The organism is Micromonospora yasonensis (assembly GCF_026013475.1).
In the GTDB taxonomy this organism is placed as follows: domain Bacteria; phylum Actinomycetota; class Actinomycetes; order Mycobacteriales; family Micromonosporaceae; genus Micromonospora; species Micromonospora yasonensis.
Genome location: NZ_JAPDPH010000043.1, coordinates 19877 through 41664, shown reverse-complemented (window position 1 = coordinate 41664; position 21788 = coordinate 19877). Strand labels below are relative to the sequence as shown.

Genomic DNA, 21788 nt, shown 5'->3' with positions numbered 1-21788 from the left:
ACACCATCGAGATCGTGCTGCACGGCACCGCCGGCCAGTCGTTCGGCGCGTTCCTGCCGCGCGGGGTCACCCTGCGGCTGGAGGGCGACGCCAACGACTACGTCGGCAAGGGACTCTCCGGCGGCCGGATCGTCGTCCGTCCGGACGAGGCCGCGCCGTTCGCGGACGACGCGGCCGGGCCGGGCGCGCGGGCCGAGGACCAGATCATCGCCGGCAACACCATCCTGTACGGAGCCACCGGCGGCGAGGTCTTCCTACGCGGGCGGGTCGGCGAGCGGTTCGCGGTGCGCAACTCCGGCGCGGTGGCGGTGGTCGAGGGCGTGGGCGACCACGGCTGCGAGTACATGACCGGCGGCACGGTGGTGGTGCTCGGCGGGTGCGGGCGCAACTTCGCCGCCGGCATGTCCGGGGGCACCGCGTATGTCTGGAAGCTCGACCGGCAGCTGGTCAACACCGAGTTGGTCGACCTGTCGCCGCTGCGCGACGAGGAGCGGGACCGGCTGCACGACCTCGTCCAGCGGCATTTCGCGGAGACCGACTCGGCGGTCGCCGAGGAGCTGCTCAAGCGCTGGCCGGAAGCGGTGGAGGAGTTCACCGCCGTGGTACCCCGGGACTACCGCCGGGTGCTGGAGATCATGCGGGCCGCCGAAGCCGCCGGCCACGACGTCGACGACGCGGTGATGACTGCCCTTACGTCCACCGCGCCGGTGCCGCCCGCGCCGCGGGCGGTCGCCCAGGAGGTGGCTCGTGCCTGACCCGAACGGTTTCCTGCGCTACGACCGGCGGCTGCCTGCCCGCCGGCCGGTGCCGGTGCGGATCATGGACTGGCGGGAGGTGTACCCGCCGGCCGGCGAGGAGCTGATCCGCGAGCAGGCCACCCGGTGCATGGACTGCGGCATCCCGTTCTGCCAAAGCGACACAGCCGGCTGTCCTCTTGGCAATCGCATCCCGGACTGGAACGACCTGGTCCGCACCGGCGCCTGGGACGCCGCGGTGGAGTCGCTGCACGCCACCAACAACTTCCCCGAGTTCACCGGCCGGCTCTGCCCGGCGCCCTGCGAGGCGGCCTGCGTGCTCGGCCTCGGGGGGCAGCAGCCGGTCACCATCAAGCAGGTCGAGGTGGAGATCGCCGACGCGGCGGTGGCCCGCGGCGGGCTGCGGCCCCGCCCGGCCCCGGCCCCGACCGGGACGTCCGTCGCCGTGGTCGGCTCCGGCCCCGCCGGGCTGGCCGCCGCCCAGCAGCTCGCCCGCGCCGGGCACGCCGTCACCGTGTACGAGCGGGACGACGCGCTGGGCGGCCTGCTCCGCTACGGCATCCCCGACTTCAAGCTGGAGAAGCACCACATCGACCGGCGGGTGGCCCAGCTCGCCGCCGAGGGGGTGCGCTTCCGCACCGGGGTGAACGTCGGCGTCGACGTGACCGCCGAGCAGTTGCGCGCCGAGCACGACGCGGTGCTGCTCGCCTGCGGCGCGCTGCAGGGCCGGGACACCCCGCAGACCCCGGGCCGGGCGCTGCGCGGCGTACACCAGGCGATGGCGCACCTGGTAGCCGCCAATCGGGTCGTCGCCGCAGCGGGCGAGGGACGGCCGGCCCTGGCGGTGCTTCCAGACGGCACGCCGATCGACGCGGCCGGCAAGCACGTCGTGATCATCGGCGGTGGTGACACCGCCGCCGACTGCCTCGGCGTGGCCCACCGGCAGGGCGCCGCCGGCGTCCACCAGCTCGACCTCTACCCGGAGCCCCCGGCCAGCCGGGACGCCGCCCGCGACCCCTGGCCCACCTGGCCGTGGATCCTGCGCAACTACCCCGCCCACGAGGAGGGCGGCGAGCGGGTCTTCGCCGTGGCAGTGCAGGAGTTCGTCGACGACGGCACCGGCCAGGTGAGGGCGGTCCGCATCGCCGAGGTGACCGTGGAGAAGCGGGACGGCCGGCGGATCGTGACCGTGCTGCCCGGCTCCGAACGGGAACTCCCGGCCGACCTGGTGCTGCTGGCCATCGGCTTCGAGGGCACCGAGGAGCAGCCGCTGCTGCCCCAGCTCGGGGTGACCCGCAACGCGCGGGGCGCGGTCGACGCCCGGCCGGACTGGCAGACCGACGCCGACGGCGTCTTCGTGGCCGGTGACATGCACCGGGGCGCGTCGCTGATCGTCTGGGCGATCGCCGAGGGGCGGGCCGCCGCGGCGGCCGTGCACGCGTACCTCGGCGGCGTGGGCAGCCTGCCCGCCCCGGTCGACCCGGCCCGGCAACCACTCGCGGCGCGCTGACCACAGCCGGCTCACGGCACCCCGGTCCGGCTGGGCCGGGGTGCCGCCGTCTCCCGGTCCGGTTCGTGCCGGGCCCGTCCCGGACGCCCGACCTTCCTGGTGAACCGCCTCACCAATTGTCGTCATGAGGTTTAAGCGCGGCCAGACTTGTCCGCTGGCCGGACCCGCGGGGGTCCGGCTTCGTCTGTTCACCTTCTGGACGGGGAAATCCTCATGGCCCTCGGCGCCACGTTCGCCGCGCTGCGCCACCGCAACTACCGGATCTGGGCCGGCGCCGGTTTCGTGTCGGTCATCGGGACCTGGATGCAGGTCCTCGGGGTCAACTGGTACGTCATGTCGGAGACCGGCTCGGCGACCTCCATGGGGCTCACCGTCCTGCTCCAGGCCCTGCCCACCCTGGTGCTCAGCGTCTGGGGCGGCGCGCTGGCCGACCGGCTGCCGGCCAAGCCGCTGCTGATCGTCGCCCAGGCGGCACACGCGGCCCTCGCCGCCGGGCTGGCCGCGGTCGCCGTCACCGGCGCCGGCGGCCTGCCCGCGATCTACGCGATCTCCCTGGTCACCGGGGCGGTGTCGGCGATCGAGGGCCCGGTGATGGGTCGCTGGTCCTCGACCCTGGTGGACCGGGAGAGCCTCGGCAACGCCCTGGCACTGGGCTCGCTCACCAACTCGGCCGGCCGCATTCTCGGCATGAGCCTGGGCGCCGTGGTGGTCGCCGCCGTCGGCCCGGCGCTGCTCTTCGCGACCAACGCCGCCAGCTTCGTCGCGGTCGTCGTCGCCCTGTTCGCCGTACGCGAGGGGGAGCGGCACACCGGCGAGCTGGTCGACGGCTCCAGGTCGCGGCGGGGCGCAAGACGCGCCGAGCTGGAGTCGTCGGTGGCCGAGGCGGCCCCGGCGGACGGCGGCATCCGGGCCGGCTTCGGCTACCTGCTGCGCCAGCCGGTGGTGCTGGTCGCTCTGGCGTTGTCGTTCGTGCTCGGCAGCCTGGGCCGCAACTACCAGGTGACCATGGCGGCGATGAGCGAGGGACCGCTGCGCGGCGGCGCCTCCGGCTACGGCTTCCTCTCCACGGTTTTCGCCGTCGGCACGGTGCTCGGCGCGCTGGCCGCCGCCCGCCGTCGCGAGCTGGGCTACGGCGTGCTGGTCGGGGCGGGCCTGCTCGCCAGCACCCTGCAGGTCGTCGCCGGCCTGGCCCCGGGCACGCTGAGCTTCGCCGCGGTGATCCTGCCGGTGGCGGCCGCCGCAGTGGTCATCGACACCACGGTCGGTGCCCGGGCCCAGCTCGACACCGACTACGCCGTGCGGGGCCGGGTGCTGGCCGCCCTTGCGGTCACCGGCTCGGTCTCCGCCGCCGTCGGCGCGCCGTTGCTCGGCTGGCTCTCCGAGCACGTCGGCCCCCGGCAGACGCTGGTGCTGGCCGGTACGGTGACCGCGGTCGCCACCGTCGTGGCCGGGGTGGCCCTGGACCGGTTGCGCGAACGCCGGCTCACCCTGGTCCTGGCCGGGCCCGCCATGCGGCCGGTACGCCGGGCCGTCGCCACCGCCGCGCGCGTCGTCCGCCCGGCCGGCGCCGGGCTCGGGGCTGCCCGCCGCGCGTCGCTGCCCCACCCCGTGGGCGTGCCCGCCACCTCGCCGGCCCTGGCCGGCGCCTCCCCGGCGACTCCCTCCGGCGCCGCGCCGGCGGTGCTGTCCGGCGTCCACCCGGGCACGTCCCGCCCCGGCGCGGGCCGGCTCCGGCCCGGGCGGGCCGTCCGCCCGGCGCAGGACTGCGCCGCCTGCGCGCCGCACCGGTCCCGGCGCCGTTCCCGGCTGACCGGCACCCGGCCGGTCACCGCGCACCGCGACGGCTGCCCCGCCGCCTGACCGGCGCGGCGTGCGGCGCGTTCACGGACCCCGTGAGCGAGGTCAGCGGCCCGCCGTCGCCAGTTCGAGTTCCGGCTCGGCGGTGCGCGTCGACGGCTCGCCGCGCCGTCCCCGCACCGCCCGGCGGCCGGAGGGAACGGCCAGGGCGGCCAGCGCGGCGGCCAGTGAGATGCCGGTGAGCAGCAGGAAACCGGCGGTGAAGCCGGCCTCCCGGGGCAGCCCGCCGGCCTGCGGGTGGGCGGTGATCACGCTGCTGGCCAGCGCGGCGCCGATCGCGCCGCCGATGGTGCGGATGTTGGCGTTCATGCCGGTCGCCACGCCGGTCTGGCGGGCCGGCACGTTGGCCACGATCAGGTTGGCCATCGAGGCGAACGCCAGCCCGATACCGAGTCCCACCAGGGCGCCGGCCACGCCGATCTCCCAGCGGGTGTCGTGCGCCACGGTCAGCATCGCGGCGGCGAGCACGTTGAACACCGCGCCGGTGGCCAGCTGCGCCTTGGCGCTGAACCGCGCCGCCAGCCGACCGGCGGCCAGGCCGGCGACGAACATGCCGACCAGCATCGGCAGCATCAGCAGCCCGGCCTGGGTGACGCTGGCGCCGAAGCCGTAGCCGGCGCTGGGCGGGATCTGCACGAACTGCGGCAGGAAGGCGTAGACGGCGAACATCGAGGCGCCGTAGAGGAGGGCGACCAGGTTGGTGGTCCAGACCGCGGGTAGCCGCATCATCCGCATGTCGATCAGCGGGTTCGCCGAGCGGGCCTCGGCCACCAGCCAGGCGATCAGGAGCACGCCGGCGAGCGCCAGCAGCCCGGTCACCCGACCGGAGGTCCAGCCCCAGACGGCACCCTTGCTGACCGGCAGCAGCAGCGCCACCAGCCAGCCGGAGAGCAGCAGGGTGGCCGCCCAGTTGATCTGTCCGGGCGTACGGACCGGCGACTCGGGCACGAACCGGTGCGCGGCGAGCGCGGTGAGCCCGACGACGACCATCGGGATCCAGAACAGCCAGCGGTAGCCCAGGGTGCCGACGATCGGCCCGGCCAGGACGACGCCGAGGCCGCCTCCGGCGGCGACGACCGCCGAGATCGCCGCTACGGCCGAGCTCACCCGCGCGGCGGGGAACTCGTCGCGGATGATCCCGAACGACAGCGGGAACACCGCGCCACCGATGCCCTGGACGACCCGGGCGGCGATGAGCACGCCGATGGTGGGCGCGACGGCCGCCAGCAGGCAGCCCAGCGCGAGCGCGGCGAGGGAGACCACCAGGGTCCGTTCCTTGCCGATCATGTCGCCGATCCGGCCCAGGACCGGGGTGAAGATCGACGCGGAGAGCAGGTACGCGGTCAGCACCCAGGTCACGGTGTTCTGGGAGGTGTGCAGGTCGTGCTGGATGGTGGGCAGCACCGGGGTGATCAGCGACTGGAGCATCGCGAAGAAGCCGGCGCCGGCCGCGAGGACGAGGAAGGTCAACCGACGCGAGTCGGTTCGGGCGGTTTCGAGCACGGAGAAACTCCCGTTCACGTACGAAAGTAAGGGTGTGCGTGCGGGATCGGGCGACGGCTCGCGTGGGGCCGCGGCCGGGCGATCCGGCGGTGGTGGCGGCGGGAAGCTGCCGGTGGGTCAGCGGGTCGCGGGCATGGCGGGACCTCCTGGGTCCGATGTCTGGTTCGCCGATCGCGCCAAATGGGATCGGGCGGAGAATCCGGAGTACGCTATCCGGAGGCATGGCTCCGGTCAGTTCCGGAGGGGTGCCTCCACTAACGTAGTGGAGGGGTGCCTCCGGTTGCAAGACGAGAGGGGTGACGCGCGTCATGGCCAGCGCCGACCAGCTGGGGGAGGTCCTCGCGCGGCGCCCGAAGCGGGCCGACGCCCGGCGGAACTACGACGCGTTGATCGCCGCCGCCCGGGAGGTGTTCGGCGAGTGCGGCGCGGGCGCGTCGCTGGAGGAGATCGCCCGGCGGGCCGGGGTCGGCATCGGCACGCTCTACCGGAACTTCCCCACCCGGCGTGACCTGTTCGAGGCGGTCTACGTCGAGGAGGTGCGCGCGCTCAGCGCGTCCGCCGCCGATCTGGCCGACCTGCCGCCGTGGGACGCCCTGGTGGCCTGGCTGAACCGGTTCGTCGCCTACGTCGCCACCAAGCGCGCCCTCGCCGAGGAGTTGGTGCACGACTCCGACGTCTTCCGTAGTTGCCGCACCGAGATCTACGCCGCCGGCGAGCCGTTGCTGCGCCGGGCCCAGGAGGCCGGAGCGGCCCGGCCGGACGCCAGCTTCGACGACGTGGTGCGGCTCCTCAGCGGGATTACCGCGTACCAGTTCCCGGAGCCGACGCAGCGCGACCGGGTGGTGGCCATCGCCCTGGACGGCCTGCGCTACCCGGCCGCCCAGCGCTGACGCCCCGCGAGCCGCTCCGCGCCACAACGGCGGCGAGCCGATCGTCCGGGGGTCACCGGCGTCGCCGCCGGTGGGCGAGCGGGTCAGCCTCGCGTACGACGCTTCGATGATGATGGTGCGGGCGCTGGAGAGCCTCGCCGCCCGGCTCCGGCACGCCGACAATGGCCGGCGCTGGGAACCCCGCTCGGTCAACCCGGTCGGCGTGCACGCCGAGGTGCTGCGGCAGAACGCCGGCGGCTACCCCGGGGTCGCCGGGCTGATCCGGTACGCCCCGGACTCCGGCGAGCCGGTCGCCAAGCGACTCGCCCTGCTCACCGTGGCCCGGGTGCCGGACGTGGCCGTCGAACCGGTCGAGGTGTTCCACTGCGGGGTGGCCGACGGCGGCCCGGATCCCGGCTGCCGCACCGGCTGACGGCCGGTCCGGCCGGCGGCCCGGAAGAGCCGCCGGCCGGACCCGGTTCCACTCAGGAGGCGGCGAGGTCCGCGTTGCTCGGCCGGCCCCACGGGCCGGTGATCGCGAAGACGTAGCCCGGGGACTGGATGTTGGCGAACAGGATCTTCCCGTCCGCGCTGAACGTCGGGCCGGTGAACTCGCTGTCGTTCAGCTCGTTGCGGGCCAGCGGGTACGCCTTGCCCTGCTCGGTGACGCCGACCAGGTGCGACAGGCCCTCGCCGTCCTCGGCGAGGATCACCCCGCCGTACGGCGACACGGTGATGTTGTCCGGCCCGTCGAAGTTGCCGGCCTCCTCGTCCGGGTTCTGGTTCACCCCGAAGATCGTCTTCAGCGTGACCGTCTCCGTCCGCGGGTCGTAGAACCAGACCTGGCCGTCGTGCTCGTTGACGCTGCCGTCGGCGTGCCGGGCGAAGCTGGCCACGAAGTACGCCCCGCCGTCGGCCCACCAGGCGCCCTCCAGCTTGCGGCTGCGGGTCACCTGCTCGTCGGTGAACTGCTTGCGCACCGAGACGGTCTTCGCGTCCCGGTCCGGCACGTCCACCCACTCCACCTTGTACCGGGTGCCCGGGGTGGTGGCCGCGGCCAGGTCGGCGACGTGCTGGTCGCCCAGGAGGCAGCGCATCGCCTGGAGGCTGCCCGCGGTGTCCCCGTCCGGACGCTCGGCGAGGGCCCGCAGCGCGCCCTTGCCGCCTCGGAAGCCGGCCGGCGGCGTCCACCGGAAGTAGAGCCCGTTCGGCCCGCCGGCGTCCTCGGTCAGGTAGATCGCGTGGGTGTACGGGTCGACCGCGACCGCCTCGTGCGCGTACCGGCCGAGGAACTTCAGCGGCACCGGGTTCTGGTTGGCGGCCCGGTCGTGCGGGTCCACCTCGAACACGTACCCGTGGTCCTTCTGGTACTTCCCGCCGGCCTTCTGCTCGGTCTCCTCGCAGGTCAGCCAGGTGCCCCACGGGGTGATGCCGCCGGCGCAGTTGTTGTGCGTGCCGGCCACGCTGACGTACTCGCGCAGCCGCCGGCCCTGCCCGTCGACCTCGATGTTGGTGGTGCCGCCGCGGGCGCCCGGGTCGTAGGTCAGCCCGGCCAGCGCCGGCACCGGGTACGGCTCGCTGCCGCCGATCTCGTGGTTGTTGACCAGCACCGAGCCGTTGGGGCCGAGGAAGCAGCCGGTGCCGTCCGCGTCGCTCGGGGTCGGCTGGCCGGACTCCAGCAGGGTCGCGCCCGCCTGGGCCACGATGGTGTACGAGAAGCCGGGCGGCAGGGCCAGCAGGCCGGCCGGGTCCGGGACGAGTTCGCCGTAGCCGACCGCCGGACGGGCGGCGGCCCGGGCCGCCGCCGGCCCCGCGATCACGTCCAGGTTGCCGGCCACCACGATGCCGAGCGCGCCGGCCGCGCCGGTGCGCAGCATGGCCCGGCGGGAAATGGAGGAGGAGCTCACGTCGTCGCCTTCCTGTTCACGATGGTTCCGACTGCAGGCAAACGGGGACGGTGGAACGCTGCCGACGCGGCCGGGATCCGTGGGGTGAACAGTAGACAAATCCTGAGTGCGCGTCACGTACTGTGCCGGGCCGGCGCGCGTCCGTTAGGGTTCCCTCGATCGGGACCGCGACGTCGGAGGGCGGACGGTGGGCAGGCTCGCGACGGCGTACGGGCAGGCGCTGGCCCTGCACCGGCAGGCGCTGCGCCGCTGGGCGGCGGTGCGCCGGTCCCTCGCCGCCGCCGAGCCGGTCGCTCCCGGCAGCCCCGAGCTGGTCGCCCGGCTGGCCCGCCTCGGCGCCGCGCTGGCCGCCCCCGCGCCCGGCACCGCCCGTCCGGTCAGCACCCCGGTCCCGGTACGGGTCGGTGAGGCCACCACCTTCGACGGCGGCTTCCCGGCGCTGGTGCCGTTGGGCGGCGGCAGCCACCTCGCGGTGGACGCCGACGCCCGCGACCCCCGGGTCGGCGAGCTGCTGCGCGCCGTGGTGGCCCAACTGCTCGCCGCCGCGCCGGCCGGCACGGTCCGGGTCGCCGGCATCGATCCGGCCGCCTTCGGCGCCGCCTTCCTGCCGCTGCGCCCGCTGCTCGACGCCGGCGTGCTCGGCCCCACCGCCACCACCGCGGCCGAGGTGGCCGCCCTGCTGGACGAGGCGGAACGGCACGCCCGGGCCGCCCAGCACGTCGCCCGCGACGACCAGGAACTGCTGCTGCTCGTCGTCGCGTCCGCCCCGGCGCCGCGCGAGCTGGCCCGGCTGGCCGCGCTCACCCATGCCGGCCCGGCCGCCGCGGTCTGCGTGCTGCTCGCCGGCTACCCCGCCGCCGGCCCGGGCGAGACCCCGCCGCCGCTCGGCGCCACCACCCAGCTCCGGCTCGGCGAGCGGTACGTGCTGGTCGGCGACCCGCCCGGGCGGCCGTACAGCGGCGACGGCGTCGGCCTCGCCGCCCCGGTGGTGCTCGACGGCGACCCCTCGCACGCCACGGTCAGCGGGCTGGCCCGGCAGCTCGCCGCGGCCACCCGCCGGGCCGAGGTCGTCACCTTCACCGACCTGCTGCCGGCCCGCCGGTGGGCCGAGTCGTCCGCGGCCGGACTGCGTACCGTGCTCGGCCGCGTCGGGCGACAACTCCAGCTCGGCGCGTCTGACGCCGCGCCGCGACCTGGAGCCGTCGGCCGCGAGCCGTTCACCGTCGCCTTCGACGACGCCACCCCGCACTGGCTGGTCGGCGGGCGCACCGGCGCGGGCAAGACGGTCTTCCTGCTCGACGTGCTCTACGGGCTGGCCGCCCGGTACGCCCCCACCGAGCTGCAGCTGCTCCTGCTCGACTTCAAGGAGGGGGTCAGCTTCACCGAGTTCGTCCCGACCGAGCGCGACCCGTCCTGGCTGCCGCACGCCCTGGCGGTCGGCATCGAGTCCGACCGCGAGTACGGCGTGGCCGTCCTGCGCGAGCTGCGCGACGAGCTGACCCGCCGGGCGGACCTGCTGAAGCGCCACGGCCTCAGCAAGCTCGCCGACCTGCCGCCGAACGTCCGGCCGCCCCGGATCGTCACCGTGATCGACGAGTTCCAGGTGCTCTTCGCGGGCAACGACGCGCTCGCCCGGCGGGCCGTCGACCTGCTCGAGGAACTGGCCCGCAAGGGCCGCTCGTACGGCCTGCACCTGGTGCTGGCCAGCCAGAGCACCACCGGCGTGGAGGCCCTCTACGGCCGGGCCGAGGCGATCTTCGGCCAGTTCCCGCTGCGGGTCGCGCTGCCCGGCGGCGGCGCGGTGCTCGACCCGCTCAACGACGCCGCCGCGGCGTTGACCGTCGGCACGGCCGTGGTCAACACCGCGGGCGGCGCGGCCGGCGCGAACACCGTGGTCCGCTTCCCCGACGCGCACGCCGCGGCGGCCGAGTTGGTTACCCTGCGGCACGAGCTGTGTCAGGCCCGGCCTGCCGGCTCGCCGCCGCCGACGGTCTTCCGCGGTTACGAGACTCCCCGGCTGGCCGACGATCCCACCTGGACCGGGTTGCGGCCGGGCGACGACCCGCCGCTGGCGCTGGTCGGCCGCCTCGTCGACGTCGCCGGCACCGCCGCCGCGTTCCGCCTCGACGCCGGCCCCGGCCGGCATCTGGCCGTGGTCGGCACCGCCGAGGCCGGGGCGGACGTGCTCCGGTCGGCCGTGCTCAGCCTGGCCCGGCGGCACGCCCCCGGTACGGCCCGCTTCCTGCTCGCCCCGCTCGCGCCCGGCACCACCGGGCTCGCCGACGACCTGGCGATGACCCTCGCCGCCGCCCGCCACCCGGTCCGCCGCCTCGACGCGGCGGAGTTGCGCGCCCAGCTCGCCGACCTGGCCGCCGGACCGGGCGAAGCCCGCCGCACCTATCTGGTGGTGTTCGGGATGGACGCGGCGGCCGGCACCCTGGCCGCGACCGAGCCGGGGACGTTCCGCTCCGGGCACGACGACCTGCGGGCCGTGCTGCGCGAGGGCCCGGCGCGCGGCGTGCACCTGCTCGGCTGGTGGCGCGGGCTACGCCGGCTCGGCGAGGACCTCGGCGGCAGCCAGAACCGCGACGACATCGCCTGCCTGGTCGCACTGAACGTGCCCGGCGCGGACCTCGGCCTGTACCTCGGCGCGCACGACCTCGCCTACACCCCCCGCGACGGCCGCGCCCTCCTGGTCGACCGGCACGACCAACGGACCGCCCTGATGGTGCCCTTCGTGGCCGACGGAGACGACCGGTGACCGAATTCGAGGAGTACGCGGCTCTGGCCCGGGAGCTCTCGGCGCGGCAGCGCGGCGGGGAGCAGGCGATCGCCGCCGAGGCGGAACGCCGACGGAACCTGCAGGCCGCCGTCGACCAGCTCGGCCAGCGGCTCGCCGCCCAGGGGCAGCGGCTCGACCAGCTCGGCCGGGCCATCGGTGTCTCCCCGTCGCCGGAGGACGCCCCGGTGCCGGTCGGGTCACCGGCCGCCGCGGTCGGCGCCGCGCCGGTGCCGCCGTCGAGTGCCGCGCCGGCCGGGGCGTCCGGAACCGGGGCGGTGCTGGCCGGCGGTGCAGCCGCCGCGCCGGGGCAGCCGGGGGTCGGGGCGTACCCGGAAGCGACGGTGCCCGCGGCTCGGGAGGGTGACCCGATGGCGGAGCTGGCCGCGGTCCGGCAGCTCGCCGACGAGGCCGACCGGTACGGCCAGCAGGCCGAGGCCCTCGCCCACCGGCCCGTGCTGCTGCCCACCTGGTCGCCGCTCGGCCGGGCGGTCGCGGTGTACGCGGCGTGTGCGCTGGTCGGCTCGCTGCTGATGCTCGCCACCCTGGTCGGCTCGCCGCTGCCGGTGAGCGGGCTGGACCTGGTGGCCGCGGCCGCCTGTGCGGGCGTTCCGCTGCTGTCCTTCCTGGCCGGCCAGCTCGTGCTGGCCCGCTGGGGCAGGCCGGTGCTCGGGGGCGACAGCCCCCCGTCGCGGTACGTCCCGCTCGGCTTCGTCCTCTGTGCCCTGCTCTCCTCCGGCCTGTTCTGCGTCTACCTGCTGGCCTTCCGCCTGCTGCGCTGAGGTGATCGGGTGGTCGCGTGGCGTGCCCTCGTCTCGTAGGCTCCTGCGTGGCCGGCGTCGATGAGCCGGGCGACCGGGGAGGGTGTGTGAGCGCAGCGCAGATCATCGCCAGGCTGGCGGCGGCCGCGCAGAAGTTGGACGAGGCGAGGGCCAAGACGGCGGCCGCGGCCCAGGACGCCGCCGAGGCGCGGGCGCTGGTGGCCGGCGCGCTGGAGGGCGTGGCGGCCGGACCGTTGCTCGGCATGATCGACGCCTACCGGCAGGGGCTGGCCCAGGCGGCCCAGGGCGGTGATCCCGCCCGGCAGCACGTGCAGGAGACGATCGCCAAGGTCCAGGCGCTGGGGAGCTGAGTCTGATTCGCGAGTTTGTGCCTCCGGCGCGAGAACGGGTTACTGGCGCGTAACTTTCCATTGACGCGCGTGAAATCGGACACGCATCATCGTTGCCACGATCGATCGGATCCCACCACCCGTCCCCCTCCCGGTTCTCCGGGTGCCTCCCACCGGAGGTGCAGCCATGCTGCTCCGAACGATCCTGGCCGCCGCCACCACCGTCACCGCCCTGCTCGTCCCGGCCACCGCCGCCCAGGCCGCCGCGCCGCGCACCGCCACCGCCGTCACCGCCACGGCCGACGGGTCGACCCTCGCCGCCGCCGGCGCCAACCCGGTCATCGTCGTCGGTGGCCTGATCGGAATCTCCATCGCGTACGAGCCGCTCGACGCCCGGCTGAGCCTCGACGGCTACCGGGTTTTCATCTACGAACTGCCGGATCTCGGCGTCGGCGACATCCGGGAGTCGGCCCGCGCCCTGTCGTCCTACGTGGACCGGGTCCGCGCCGCGACCGGGGCCGCCAAGGTCGACCTGGTCACCCACTCCGAGGGTGGCCTGGTCAGCCGCTGGTACGTGAAGTACCTCGGCGGCGCCGACAAGGTCGACCACTACATCAGCCTCGGCACCCCGCAGTACGGCACCTACGTCGCCAACATCATCAACTTCGTCGGCCTGGGCAGCTGCGTGGGCGTCGTCGCCTGCCAGCAGATGTCCATCGGGTCGAGCTTCCTCGCCGACCTCAACAGCGGCGACGACACTCCTGGCACCGTCCGCTGGACCACCGTCCGTACCTGGCAGGATGAGCTGGTCCGCCCGGTCGACAACGCGGTCCTGGCCGACGGCGCCAGCAACGTCCTGGTCCAGGGGTGGTGCCCGCTGCGGGTCGTCGGCCACGTCGGGCTGGTGCTCGACGGGACGACGTACAGCATCATCCGGCAGGCACTCACCGACGCCCCGATCCGGCCCGACTGCTTCGCCCTCTGACACCCCCACCCCCGTCGAGATCCGCGCAACTTCCCGGACGTTGTCGCCTCCCGGCGCGCCGAGGCAGCAACTTCCCTGAAGTTGCGCGGCGGGGTTGGGGGAGGGGGGAGACCTCAGCCGGTGTGGCGCAGGACCACCAGCGCGCGGTCGTCGTCGGTGGGCGGCAGGTCCCGTAGCAGAGCGTCCGCGATCGCCTCCGCCGGCTCGTCCCGGACCGCGGCCAGCGCCCGGTGCAGCGCCGCCACGCCCTCGTCGTACGGCTGGCCGCGTCGCTCCACCAGCCCGTCGGTGTACGTCACCAGCAGGTCACCGGGTTCGAACGGCACGGTGGTCACGGTCATCGGCCCGTCGACCATGCCCAGCGGTAGCGCGTTCTTCGTCTGCACGGTCCGCGGTTCCTGACCGGCGCGCAGCAGCACCGGGTGCGGGTGCCCGGCGCGCACCACGTGCGCGGCCCGGCTGGCCGGGTCCACCACCACGACCAGGCAGGTGCCGAGGAAACCGACCCCGAGCAGCTCGGTCAGCCGGAGGAACAGCTCCTCCAGCGGGACGCCCAACCGGATCAGGGTGTTCAGCATGGTGCGCAGCTGCGCCATGTCGGCGGCCGCCTCCACCTGGTGGCCGACCACGTCGCCGACCACCACGGCGAGCCGGTCGCCGTCCTGCCGGACCAGGTCGTACCAGTCGCCGCCGAGGTGCAGGCCGGTCATCGCCGGCTGGTAGCGGGTGGCGATCTCCAGCCCGTCCGGGGTGGTCAGCGCGGAGCTGCGCAGCCGCCCGGCCAGCCGGGTCACCAGGTTGTGCTCGGCGGCGGCGAGGCGTACCCGTTCCAGGGTCTGCTCGCACAGGTCGGCGATGGTGTCCAGCAGCGCCAGGTCGCTCTCCCGCAGCGGCCGCTCCCGGAACCACCCGAAGGCCAGCGCGGCGATCGGCCCGCGCTGCGCGTCGAACAGCGGCAACGCGACGGTGGTGACCACGCCGTGCGCGCCGACCGGGTCGGGCAGGCCGGGGAACCGGACGGCGAAGTCGGCGCGGTCGCGCAGGATGACCCGTTCGCCGGTGCGCAGCGCCCGCACGATCGGCCGCGGGTCGTCGATGGTGAGGTCGTGGAACGTGGTGGAGAGCGCCTCCGGCACGTCGTGGTACCAGAGCCGGACCAGCCGTCCCTCGTCCCGCATGGCCAGCCCTGGCAGCACCGCCCCGAGCGCGACCGGCGCCGCGTCCAGGATCACCTCGATCGCCTCCGCGGTCGACCGGGCCACGCTCAGCCGGGCCGCGAACTCCGCCATCGCCTGCGCCGAGCCGGTCAGCTCGGCGCGCTGCAGGGCCTGGCTGCAGAGCCCGGCCACCGCGTCCAGCAGGTTGCGCAGCGCCTCGTCGTCGGCCACCGGCCGGAACCAGCGCGCCTCCAGCGCGCCCAGCGCGCCGCCGTCGCCGTAGCGCAGCGGCAGGCAGATGCCGGTCGTGCCCGCGCCGTCGGCGGGCAGCGGGAGCACCGCGTTCTCGCGTACGGCCCGGGCCAGCGGCTCGTCGGCGTCGACCGGGAGCTGCCCGGTCGGGGTGCCCCCGCCGGCCACGTCGAGCAGGGTGGCGCCCGGTCGGGCGATCGCCACCCGCAGCACGGCGGCGTCCACCACCGCCGGGGCGACGGTGGTCACCACGTCCACGATGGCGGCTCGACCCCGGGCCGAGCTGAGCGCCCCGGCCAACCGGGCCAGCGCCTCGGCCTGCCGCAGCGCCCGCTGCCGGTCGGTGACGTCCCGCGCCACCGTGGCCACGAAGGCGGCGGTGTCCCGCTCGTCGCCGGTGGTCACCGTGAAGGTCTGGTGGTCCACGTCGAGCTGCTCGCCGGTGTCCAGCCGGACCAGCCGGCTCTCCGCTCGGTGGTGGCCCTGCCGCAGCGCGGTCGGGATCAGCTCGGTGCGCCACAGGTCCCGGACGTCCGGGGCGGCGAAGTCGACCAGCCCCAGCCCATCCACCCGGTCGGTGTCGCCGAGCCCGACCAGCGCCCGGCCGGCCGGGTTCACGTAGACGGTCCGGCCGTCGGGGGTGGCCACCGCGATGAAATCGCCCGAGCGTTCCACCAGCGCCTGGAACAGCCGCAGCTCGGCCAGCGCCGCCGCCCGTCGGTGCTCCGCCTGGTGCGCGCGCGCTCCGGCGAGCGCGGTGCCGACGTGGCCGGCCAGCAGCTCCACGAACGCGAGGGAGTCGGCGTCCACCGGACGGCGCGGGTCGAACCCGGCGACCAGCACCGCCGTCGGGGCGGGGCCGCCGGGCTCCGGCACCGGCACCACGGCGACCTGGTGGGCGCCGGGCCGGTCCGGGCCGTCGGGCGGGTCGACGGGGAGCACCCGCAGCCGCCCGTCCGCCAGCACCTCGGCCAGCGGCCAGGACGCCGCCGCGCCCGGTGGGGGTTCGGCGTCGTCGCCGGCGACCGGCCGCAGGCCGTCCGAATCGGCCAGGTAGAGCCGGACGAACGGCAGCACCGACGTGCTGCCGGCCAGCGCCTTGACCGTACGGGACAGCACCTCCTCCGGCTCGGTCACCTCGACCAGCGCGGCGCCGAGCGTGCTGAGCAACCGCAGCCGGCGGTCGCTCACCACCCGGTGCGTGGTCTCGCTGACCACGGCGAACACGCCGCCGGGCGTGCCGGCCTCGTCGATGATCGGGCTGCAGGAGAAGCTGAACCAGCACTCCTCGACGAGGCCGGGGCGGTCGAGCAGCAGCCGTTGGTCCTGGTTGCCGGCGGCGCCCCGGCCGGCCAGCACGTCGGTGAGCATCGGCCCGACGACGTCCCAGGCTTCCGGCCACACCTGCTTGCCGGGCCGCCCCAGCGCGCCGTGCCCGGCCGCTCCGAGGACCGACCGGTACGCGTCGTTGTAGAGCATCACCAGCTCCTCGCCCCACCAGAGGGCGGTCGGCAGGCGCGAGTGCAGACAGATGCTCACCGCGGTGCGCAGGCTCTGCGGCCAGGAGTCGATCGGACCGAGCGCGGTGGCGGACCAGTCGTGGGCGGCGATCGCGGCACCCATCTCCCCGCCCGTGGCGAAGACGTCCGGCCACCGGAGGCCGTCCGACGTGCTGTCGTTCACCCGGGACCTCCGCTCGACATGGGCGCGTCGGCGATACCCCGAAACGTACCAGCGCCACCCCCCGGTGCCACCGTTTTCGATCTTGCTGGTCGGGTGCGTCGCGGGGACGAACGACGCAGCCGGTCGGCAATCGGGCCACCGGACCGGCAGTTGCGCCGAGCGACCGTGACGGCGGGGCGTGCCGTGCGACGCTGAGCCGGAGGCGGGACGTACGTCTGGAGGTGCGCCATGGCCGCGACCCCGCGGGTCGACTTCGCGCTCGACACGTACGAGTGCATCGTGCTCTACCCGGGGCCGTCCGGCCGGGCGCTGCCGGAGGAGACGGTGCAGCGGCTCCAGGCCGAGCACCTGCAGCACATGCAGGCGCTGCACCGGCGGGGCATCATCCTGATCGACGGCTCGGTGGACGGCCCGGCCCGCGAGCCGGACCCGCCGATCGGTTTCGGCCTGGCCCGCACCGGCTCGGTGGACGACGTGCGCAGCGTGATGGAGGCCGACCCGGCGGTGCAGGCCGGGCTCTACCGGGTGGACGTGCTGACCTTCCTCTGCCCGGCCGGCTCGCTGGAGTTCCCGCTCGCCAAGACGCAGAGCTGACCCCTACCGCACCCGGCGGCACCCCCCGAGCGCGCCAGATCGGTCCGGCATCGGCCGTCACCGAACGTGGTCGCGTCGACTCGGGCAGTGGTCAGCCGGCCGTGCGGCGTCCGGGAGCACCGCGTCGGTGGCTGCGGGCGGGGAGTACGATTTCCGCCGCGCGGTCGCCGATGCCCGCCGCTCACGACGTTCCGGTGCGGTCCTCACCGCCCGCTGCGCGGATTTCGCGCGTCGTCGGACAATGTTCCGCAGTCCGAAAGGGGTCGGCCGGTAGGTCGATCCGGAGGAGAGACTAGCCTGATGGGCGTGACACGCCGCGCGAAGATCGTCTGCACCCTCGGTCCCGCCACCTCGTCCCCCGAGCGCATTCGGGGCCTGGTCGAAGCGGGCATGAACGTGGCGAGGCTCAACTTCAGCCACGGCAGTCACGCCGATCACGAGGCCGTGTGCCGGCTGGTCCGCGAGGCCGCGGACGCCGCCGGCCGGCCGGTCGCGGTGCTCGCCGACCTGCAGGGCCCGAAGATCCGGCTCGGCAAGTTCGCCGACGGCCCGCATGAGTGGCGGACCGGCGACTCGGTCGTGATCACCGGCGACGACATCCTCGGCACCAAGGACCGGGTCTCCTGCACCTACCGGAAGCTGCCGCAGGAGGTGAAGCCGGGCGACCGGCTGCTGATCGACGACGGCCGGGTGGCGGTCGAGGTCAGCGACGTCACCGGCAACGACATCCGCTGCCTGGTCACCGAGGGCGGCCCGGTCTCCAACAACAAGGGCGTCTCGCTGCCGAACGTCGCGGTCAGCGTCCCGGCCCTCTCCGAGAAGGACAGCGAGGACCTGCGCTTCGCCCTCGGCCTGGGCGTCGACCTGGTCGCGCTGTCGTTCGTCCGCTCGCCGGACGACATCAAGCTGGTCCACGCGATCATGGACGAGGAGGGCGTGCGCCGCCCGGTGCTGGCCAAGGTCGAGAAGCCGGAGGCGGTCGACCACCTGGACGCGGTCGTGCTCGCCTTCGACGGCGTCATGGTCGCCCGCGGCGACCTCGGCGTGGAGCTCCCGCTGGACCAGGTGCCGCTGGTGCAGAAGCGCGCCGTGCAGCTCTGCCGGGAGAACGCCAAGCCGGTCATCGTGGCCACCCAGATGCTCGACTCCATGATCGAGAATTCCCGACCCACCCGGGCCGAGGCCTCCGACGTGGCCAACGCGGTGCTCGACGGCGCGGACGCGGTGATGCTCTCCGGCGAGACCAGCGTCGGCAAGTATCCGGTGCTCACGGTCAGCACCATGGCCAAGATCATCCAGACCACCGAGTCCGGCTCGATCGGCGTCCCCCGGCTCCAGCACGACCCGCGTACGCACGGCGGCGCCCTCACCGTCGCGGCCTCCTCGATCGCCCGGGCCATCGGCGCGAAGGCCATGGTCGCCTTCTCGCAGACCGGCGACACCGTCAAGCGGCTCGCCCGGCTGCACTGCGACCTGCCGCTGCTGGCCTTCACCCCCGTCCCCGAGGTGCGCAACCAGCTCGCCCTCTCCTGGGGCGTCGAGACGTTCCTGATGCCGTTCGTCGAGCACACCGACGACATGTTCCGCCAGGTCGACCAGGCGCTGCTCGGCCTCAACCGGGCCAACCCCGGCGACCACGTGGTGATCGTGGCGGGCAGCCCGCCCGGCACGCCCGGCTCCACCAACACCCTGCGCGTGCACCAACTCGGCTCACTGGTCGACGCCGCCTCCGCGCGGGCCCTGCAGTGACCGGCCGCCCGGCGGCGACCGGCCAGGCCGCGGTCGACCAGCTCCTAGGGGTGCTGGACCTCGACCACACCGGCGAGATGACCTTCCGGGGGATCAGCCCCCCGGTCGGTCCGCAGCGGGTGTACGGCGGCCAGGTCGCCGGCCAGGCCCTGGTCGCCGCCGGGCGCACCGTCGACCCGGAGCGCTTCGTGCACTCCCTGCACGGCTACTTCGTCCGGCCCGGCGACCCAACCGAGCCGATCGAGTACCAGGTGGAGAACGTCCGCGACGGCCGCTCCTTCTCGGTGCGCCGCTCGGTGGCGCTCCAGCACGACAAGCCGATCTTCTTCATGTCGGCCTCGTTCCAGCGGCAGGAGGAGGGGCTCGACCACCACGCGCCGGCCCCCCTGGACGTGCCCAGGCCCGACGAGGTGCCGACGATGACCGACCGGCTCTCCCGATATCCCGAGCGGCTGGGCATCTGGGGGCAGATCCCGCGCCCGATCGATGTCCGCTACGTCGGCGAGCCCGGCTGGGTACGCCCCGGCGACCGCCCCGCCGAGCCGCACCAGCGGGTCTGGATGCGCCTCGACGGCAAGCTGCCCGACGATCCGCTGCTGCACGCCTGCGCCCTGACCTACGCCTCCGACCTCACCCTGCTCGACTCGGTGCTGTCGGTGCACGGCGAGGTCTGGGGCCCGGGCGGGGTGGTGGGCGCGAGCCTGGACCACGCGCTGTGGTTCCACCGCTCGTTCCGCGCCGACGAGTGGTTCCTCTACGACTGCTGGAGCCCGTCCGCCTCCGGCGCCCGGGGCCTGGCCACCGGCCGGATGTTCACCACCGACGGCCGGCACATCGCCAGTGCCGTGCAGGAGGGGCTGCTGCGCCGGGTCGGCACCTGACCGACCCGACCCGTGGTCGGCCCAGGGGCGAGGAACCCGGCGGCCGGGCCGCCGACTAACCTTGCCGGCATGCGTCTCTCCGCCCGGGTCGACTACGCCCTCCGCGCGTCCGCCGAGCTGGCTTCGGTGGCCGACGGCGCGGCGACCGGACGGACCCGCCCGGTGACCGCCGAGCAGATCGCCCGCAGCCAGGACATCCCGCCGAAGTTCCTGGAGAGCATCCTGCTGCAGCTGCGCCGGGGCGGCATCGTGCACGCCCAGCGTGGTCCCGAGGGCGGCTACTGGCTGGCCCGGCCGGCGTCGCAGATCTCCCTGGCCGAGGTGATCCGGGTGATCGACGGGCCGCTCGCGCACATCCGCGGCCAGCGCCCCGAGCAGCTCGGCTACCAGGGAGCCGCCCGAGCCCTGCAGGAAGTGTGGATCGCCCTGCGCGCCAGCGAGCGCGAGATCCTCGAACTGGTCACCCTCGCCGACGTGGCCGCCGGGACGCTGCCGGCCCGGGTCAACGAGCTGGCCGCCGATCCGGCCGCCTGGAGCTGACCGCCCGGCCGCGCAGTCCCACCCGCCCTGCCGTCCCACCAGTCGGATGGGGGATTGACCCGGGGCGCCCCCCTGCCGCATTGTCGACCAAGTCGATAGGAGATACCGAAAAGCAAGGGGACGCCGGTGCGCAAGCTGCTGATCCTCGCCCTGGTCGGGCTCGCCGCACAGCTGGTCGACGGCGCGCTCGGCATGGCGTACGGACTCACTTCCTCGACCCTGCTGCTCTTCGCCGGGGTGGCGCCGGCCGCCGCCTCCGCCTCGGTGCACCTGGCCGAGATCGGCACCACCCTCGCGGCCGGGCTCGCGCACTGGCGGTTCGGCAACGTCGACTGGCGGGTGGTCGCCCGGATCGCGCTGCCCGGCGCGGTCGGCGCGTTCGCCGGCGCCACCTTCCTCAGCGCCATCTCCACCGAGGCCGCCGCGCCGTGGATGGCCGCCATCCTGTTCACCCTCGGCGCGTACCTGCTGGTCCGCTTCTCCCGGCCGCTGCGCGCCAACCGGGCCGCCGGACGGCTGCGCGGCCGGTTCCTCGCCCCGCTCGGGCTGGTCGCCGGCTTCGTCGACGCCACCGGCGGCGGGGGCTGGGGTCCGGTCGCCACCCCGGCACTGCTGGTCTCCGGGCGGATGGAGCCGCGCAAGGTCATCGGCTCGGTCGACACCGCCGAGTTCGTGGTGGCCGGGGCGGCCAGCGCCGGGTTCCTCGTCGGCCTCGGCGCCGAGGGCTTCCTGCTCTCCACCGTGGCGGCGCTGCTCATCGGCGGCCTGATCGCCGCGCCGGTCGCCGCCTGGCTGGTCCGGATCGTCCCCGCCCAACTGCTCGGCGCCACCATCGGCGGGGTGATCGTGCTGACCAACGCCCGGACCCTGCTGCGCGCCGGCGAGCTCGACGGCCCCGCCCCGGCGCTCGTCTACGCGGTGCTCGGCGCCGGCTGGCTCGTCGCGCTGGTGTTGGCCGGGCGGGCGCTGCGCCGGACCCGCCGGGCCCGGGCCGTCGCCGCGGCCGGCCTCGCCGCCGGTGCCCCGGCGGTCGCACCTTCCCTTGCGAGCGCGGCCACCGCGTCCACGCCCCGGCCCGTCGCGCCGGCGGACCGGCACCTGGTTGCCGCCGTCGAGGGCTGAGCCCCGCGGGTGCGGTCGCCGGCTGCGACGGTCAGCTGGCGCGGTTCAGGCCACGCCTGGGGTTGCGGACCCGCTGAGGTTCGACGGGTACGCGGCGGTCGTCCGGGTTCAGCATCCGGTGCACGGCCTCCAGTCCGGTGATCGCCGCGCTGTAGGCGGTGAGCTCACGCTGGAAGTGCTCCACCTTGGAGTACCAGAACTTCAGCTCCGGGTTCATCGACTTGGCGTTGATGTAGTTGACGATGTCGGTCTCGGGCGTGATGCCCTGGCGCGCGTAGCAGCGGTCGAACCTGGCCTTGGTCCGCTCGTACTTGTCGGTCATGGCGGTCAGGCTGGCCTCCGCCTCCAGCATCCGATTGCGCAGGTACAGCAGGTACTCGCGCGGGATTGGCGGGACGGTGGGCGCCGAACGGGGCGCGGGGAACATGGGACCGGCCTCCTTCCTCCCTGGATGACGGGTCCGCGTGGGGCCGGCAGCGGCGCGGGGGTCGCGCCGAGGTGCCGGTCGGGCAACACTGCTCCTACGGTCCGTGC

Annotated in this window: 18 protein-coding genes; 14 read left to right on the top strand and 4 right to left on the bottom strand. The window is 74.9% G+C overall.

From position 1 onward, the window contains the following. The 3 genes from ONA70_RS12165 to ONA70_RS12155 form a co-directional block, all read left to right on the top strand. Positions 1–755: GltB/FmdC/FwdC-like GXGXG domain-containing protein (locus tag ONA70_RS12165; protein WP_454557354.1), on the top strand; the 755-nt coding region annotated here is incomplete at its 5' end. Beyond that, the gene (locus tag ONA70_RS12160; protein WP_265006493.1) at positions 748–2265 is read left to right on the top strand and encodes a glutamate synthase subunit beta; all 1518 of its coding nucleotides are present in this window, start codon (positions 748–750) and stop codon (positions 2263–2265) included. The genes ONA70_RS12165 and ONA70_RS12160, both read left to right, overlap by 8 nt. A 213-nt stretch (positions 2266–2478) precedes the next feature. Then, positions 2479–4125, top strand: a complete 1647-nt coding sequence (locus tag ONA70_RS12155) for an MFS transporter (RefSeq protein WP_265006492.1) — start codon at positions 2479–2481, stop codon at positions 4123–4125. A 42-nt stretch (positions 4126–4167) separates the two neighbouring features. On the opposite strand, the gene ONA70_RS12150 is transcribed toward ONA70_RS12155, so the two are convergent. Beyond that, the gene (locus ONA70_RS12150; RefSeq protein ID WP_265006491.1) at positions 4168–5625 is read right to left on the bottom strand and encodes an MFS transporter; all 1458 of its coding nucleotides are present in this window, start codon (positions 5623–5625) and stop codon (positions 4168–4170) included. A gap of 308 nt (positions 5626–5933) precedes the next feature. On the opposite strand from ONA70_RS12150, the gene ONA70_RS12145 reads away from it, so the two are divergent. Together ONA70_RS12145 and ONA70_RS12140 are read left to right on the top strand one after the other, a co-directional pair. After that, the gene (locus ONA70_RS12145) at positions 5934–6515 is read left to right on the top strand and encodes a TetR/AcrR family transcriptional regulator (RefSeq protein WP_265006490.1); all 582 of its coding nucleotides are present in this window, start codon (positions 5934–5936) and stop codon (positions 6513–6515) included. 70 nt (positions 6516–6585) lie between these two features. Further along, positions 6586–6927, top strand: a complete 342-nt coding sequence (locus ONA70_RS12140) for a hypothetical protein (protein WP_265006489.1) — start codon at positions 6586–6588, stop codon at positions 6925–6927. 52 nt (positions 6928–6979) lie between these two features. Here ONA70_RS12140 and ONA70_RS12135 read toward each other — a convergent pair whose 3' ends face one another. Continuing rightward, a complete protein-coding gene (locus tag ONA70_RS12135; RefSeq protein WP_265006488.1) occupies positions 6980–8401 on the bottom strand; it encodes a PhoX family protein in 1422 nt (473 codons plus the stop codon). A gap of 187 nt (positions 8402–8588) precedes the next feature. Here ONA70_RS12135 and ONA70_RS12130 point away from each other — a divergent pair, with 187 nt between their 5' ends. The 4 genes from ONA70_RS12130 (at position 8589) to ONA70_RS12115 (ending at position 13276) form a co-directional block, all read left to right on the top strand. Further along, positions 8589–11162 carry an FtsK/SpoIIIE domain-containing protein gene (locus tag ONA70_RS12130; RefSeq protein WP_265006487.1) on the top strand — a complete coding sequence of 858 codons (2574 nt, stop codon included), beginning with the start codon at positions 8589–8591 and terminating at the stop codon, positions 11160–11162. Further along, a complete protein-coding gene (locus ONA70_RS12125) occupies positions 11159–11962 on the top strand; it encodes a hypothetical protein (RefSeq protein ID WP_265006486.1) in 804 nt (267 codons plus the stop codon). The genes ONA70_RS12130 and ONA70_RS12125 overlap by 4 nt, the downstream gene beginning before the upstream one ends. Positions 11963–12048: 86 nt before the next feature. Further along, positions 12049–12312 carry a DUF6244 family protein gene (locus ONA70_RS12120; protein ID WP_265006485.1) on the top strand — a complete coding sequence of 88 codons (264 nt, stop codon included), beginning with the start codon at positions 12049–12051 and terminating at the stop codon, positions 12310–12312. Between the two features lie 166 nt (positions 12313–12478). Continuing rightward, on the top strand, positions 12479–13276 hold the full coding sequence (locus ONA70_RS12115) for a lipase family alpha/beta hydrolase (RefSeq protein ID WP_265006484.1): 798 nt from the start codon (positions 12479–12481) through the stop codon (positions 13274–13276). 113 nt (positions 13277–13389) lie between these two features. Here the strand turns inward: ONA70_RS12115 and ONA70_RS12110 are convergent, their stop codons facing one another. Next, positions 13390–16368, bottom strand: a complete 2979-nt coding sequence (locus ONA70_RS12110; protein ID WP_265006483.1) for a SpoIIE family protein phosphatase — start codon at positions 16366–16368, stop codon at positions 13390–13392. Between the two features lie 228 nt (positions 16369–16596). Between ONA70_RS12110 and ONA70_RS12105 the strand changes: the two genes are divergently transcribed. From ONA70_RS12105 to ONA70_RS12085, 5 genes are all read left to right on the top strand, one after another. Further along, entirely contained in the window at positions 16597–16962 is a 366-nt protein-coding gene (locus ONA70_RS12105) for a YciI family protein (RefSeq protein ID WP_123241975.1), read from the top strand. A 300-nt stretch (positions 16963–17262) separates the two neighbouring features. Next, complete coding sequence (gene pyk / locus ONA70_RS12100) at positions 17263–18711, top strand: pyruvate kinase (RefSeq protein WP_265006482.1); 1449 nt, start codon at positions 17263–17265, stop codon at positions 18709–18711. Continuing rightward, positions 18708–19592, top strand: a complete 885-nt coding sequence (locus tag ONA70_RS12095; RefSeq protein WP_265006481.1) for an acyl-CoA thioesterase — start codon at positions 18708–18710, stop codon at positions 19590–19592. Before pyk ends, ONA70_RS12095 begins: the two co-directional genes overlap by 4 nt. A 69-nt stretch (positions 19593–19661) precedes the next feature. Then, positions 19662–20132: an RrF2 family transcriptional regulator gene (locus tag ONA70_RS12090; RefSeq protein WP_265006480.1), complete on the top strand. Its 471-nt coding sequence runs from the start codon at positions 19662–19664 to the stop codon at positions 20130–20132. 126 nt (positions 20133–20258) lie between these two features. Further along, complete coding sequence (locus ONA70_RS12085; protein WP_265006479.1) at positions 20259–21254, top strand: sulfite exporter TauE/SafE family protein; 996 nt, start codon at positions 20259–20261, stop codon at positions 21252–21254. 31 nt (positions 21255–21285) lie between these two features. Here ONA70_RS12085 and ONA70_RS12080 read toward each other — a convergent pair whose 3' ends face one another. Beyond that, positions 21286–21681: a hypothetical protein gene (locus ONA70_RS12080; protein WP_265006478.1), complete on the bottom strand. Its 396-nt coding sequence runs from the start codon at positions 21679–21681 to the stop codon at positions 21286–21288. Positions 21682–21788: the final 107 nt, after the last annotated feature.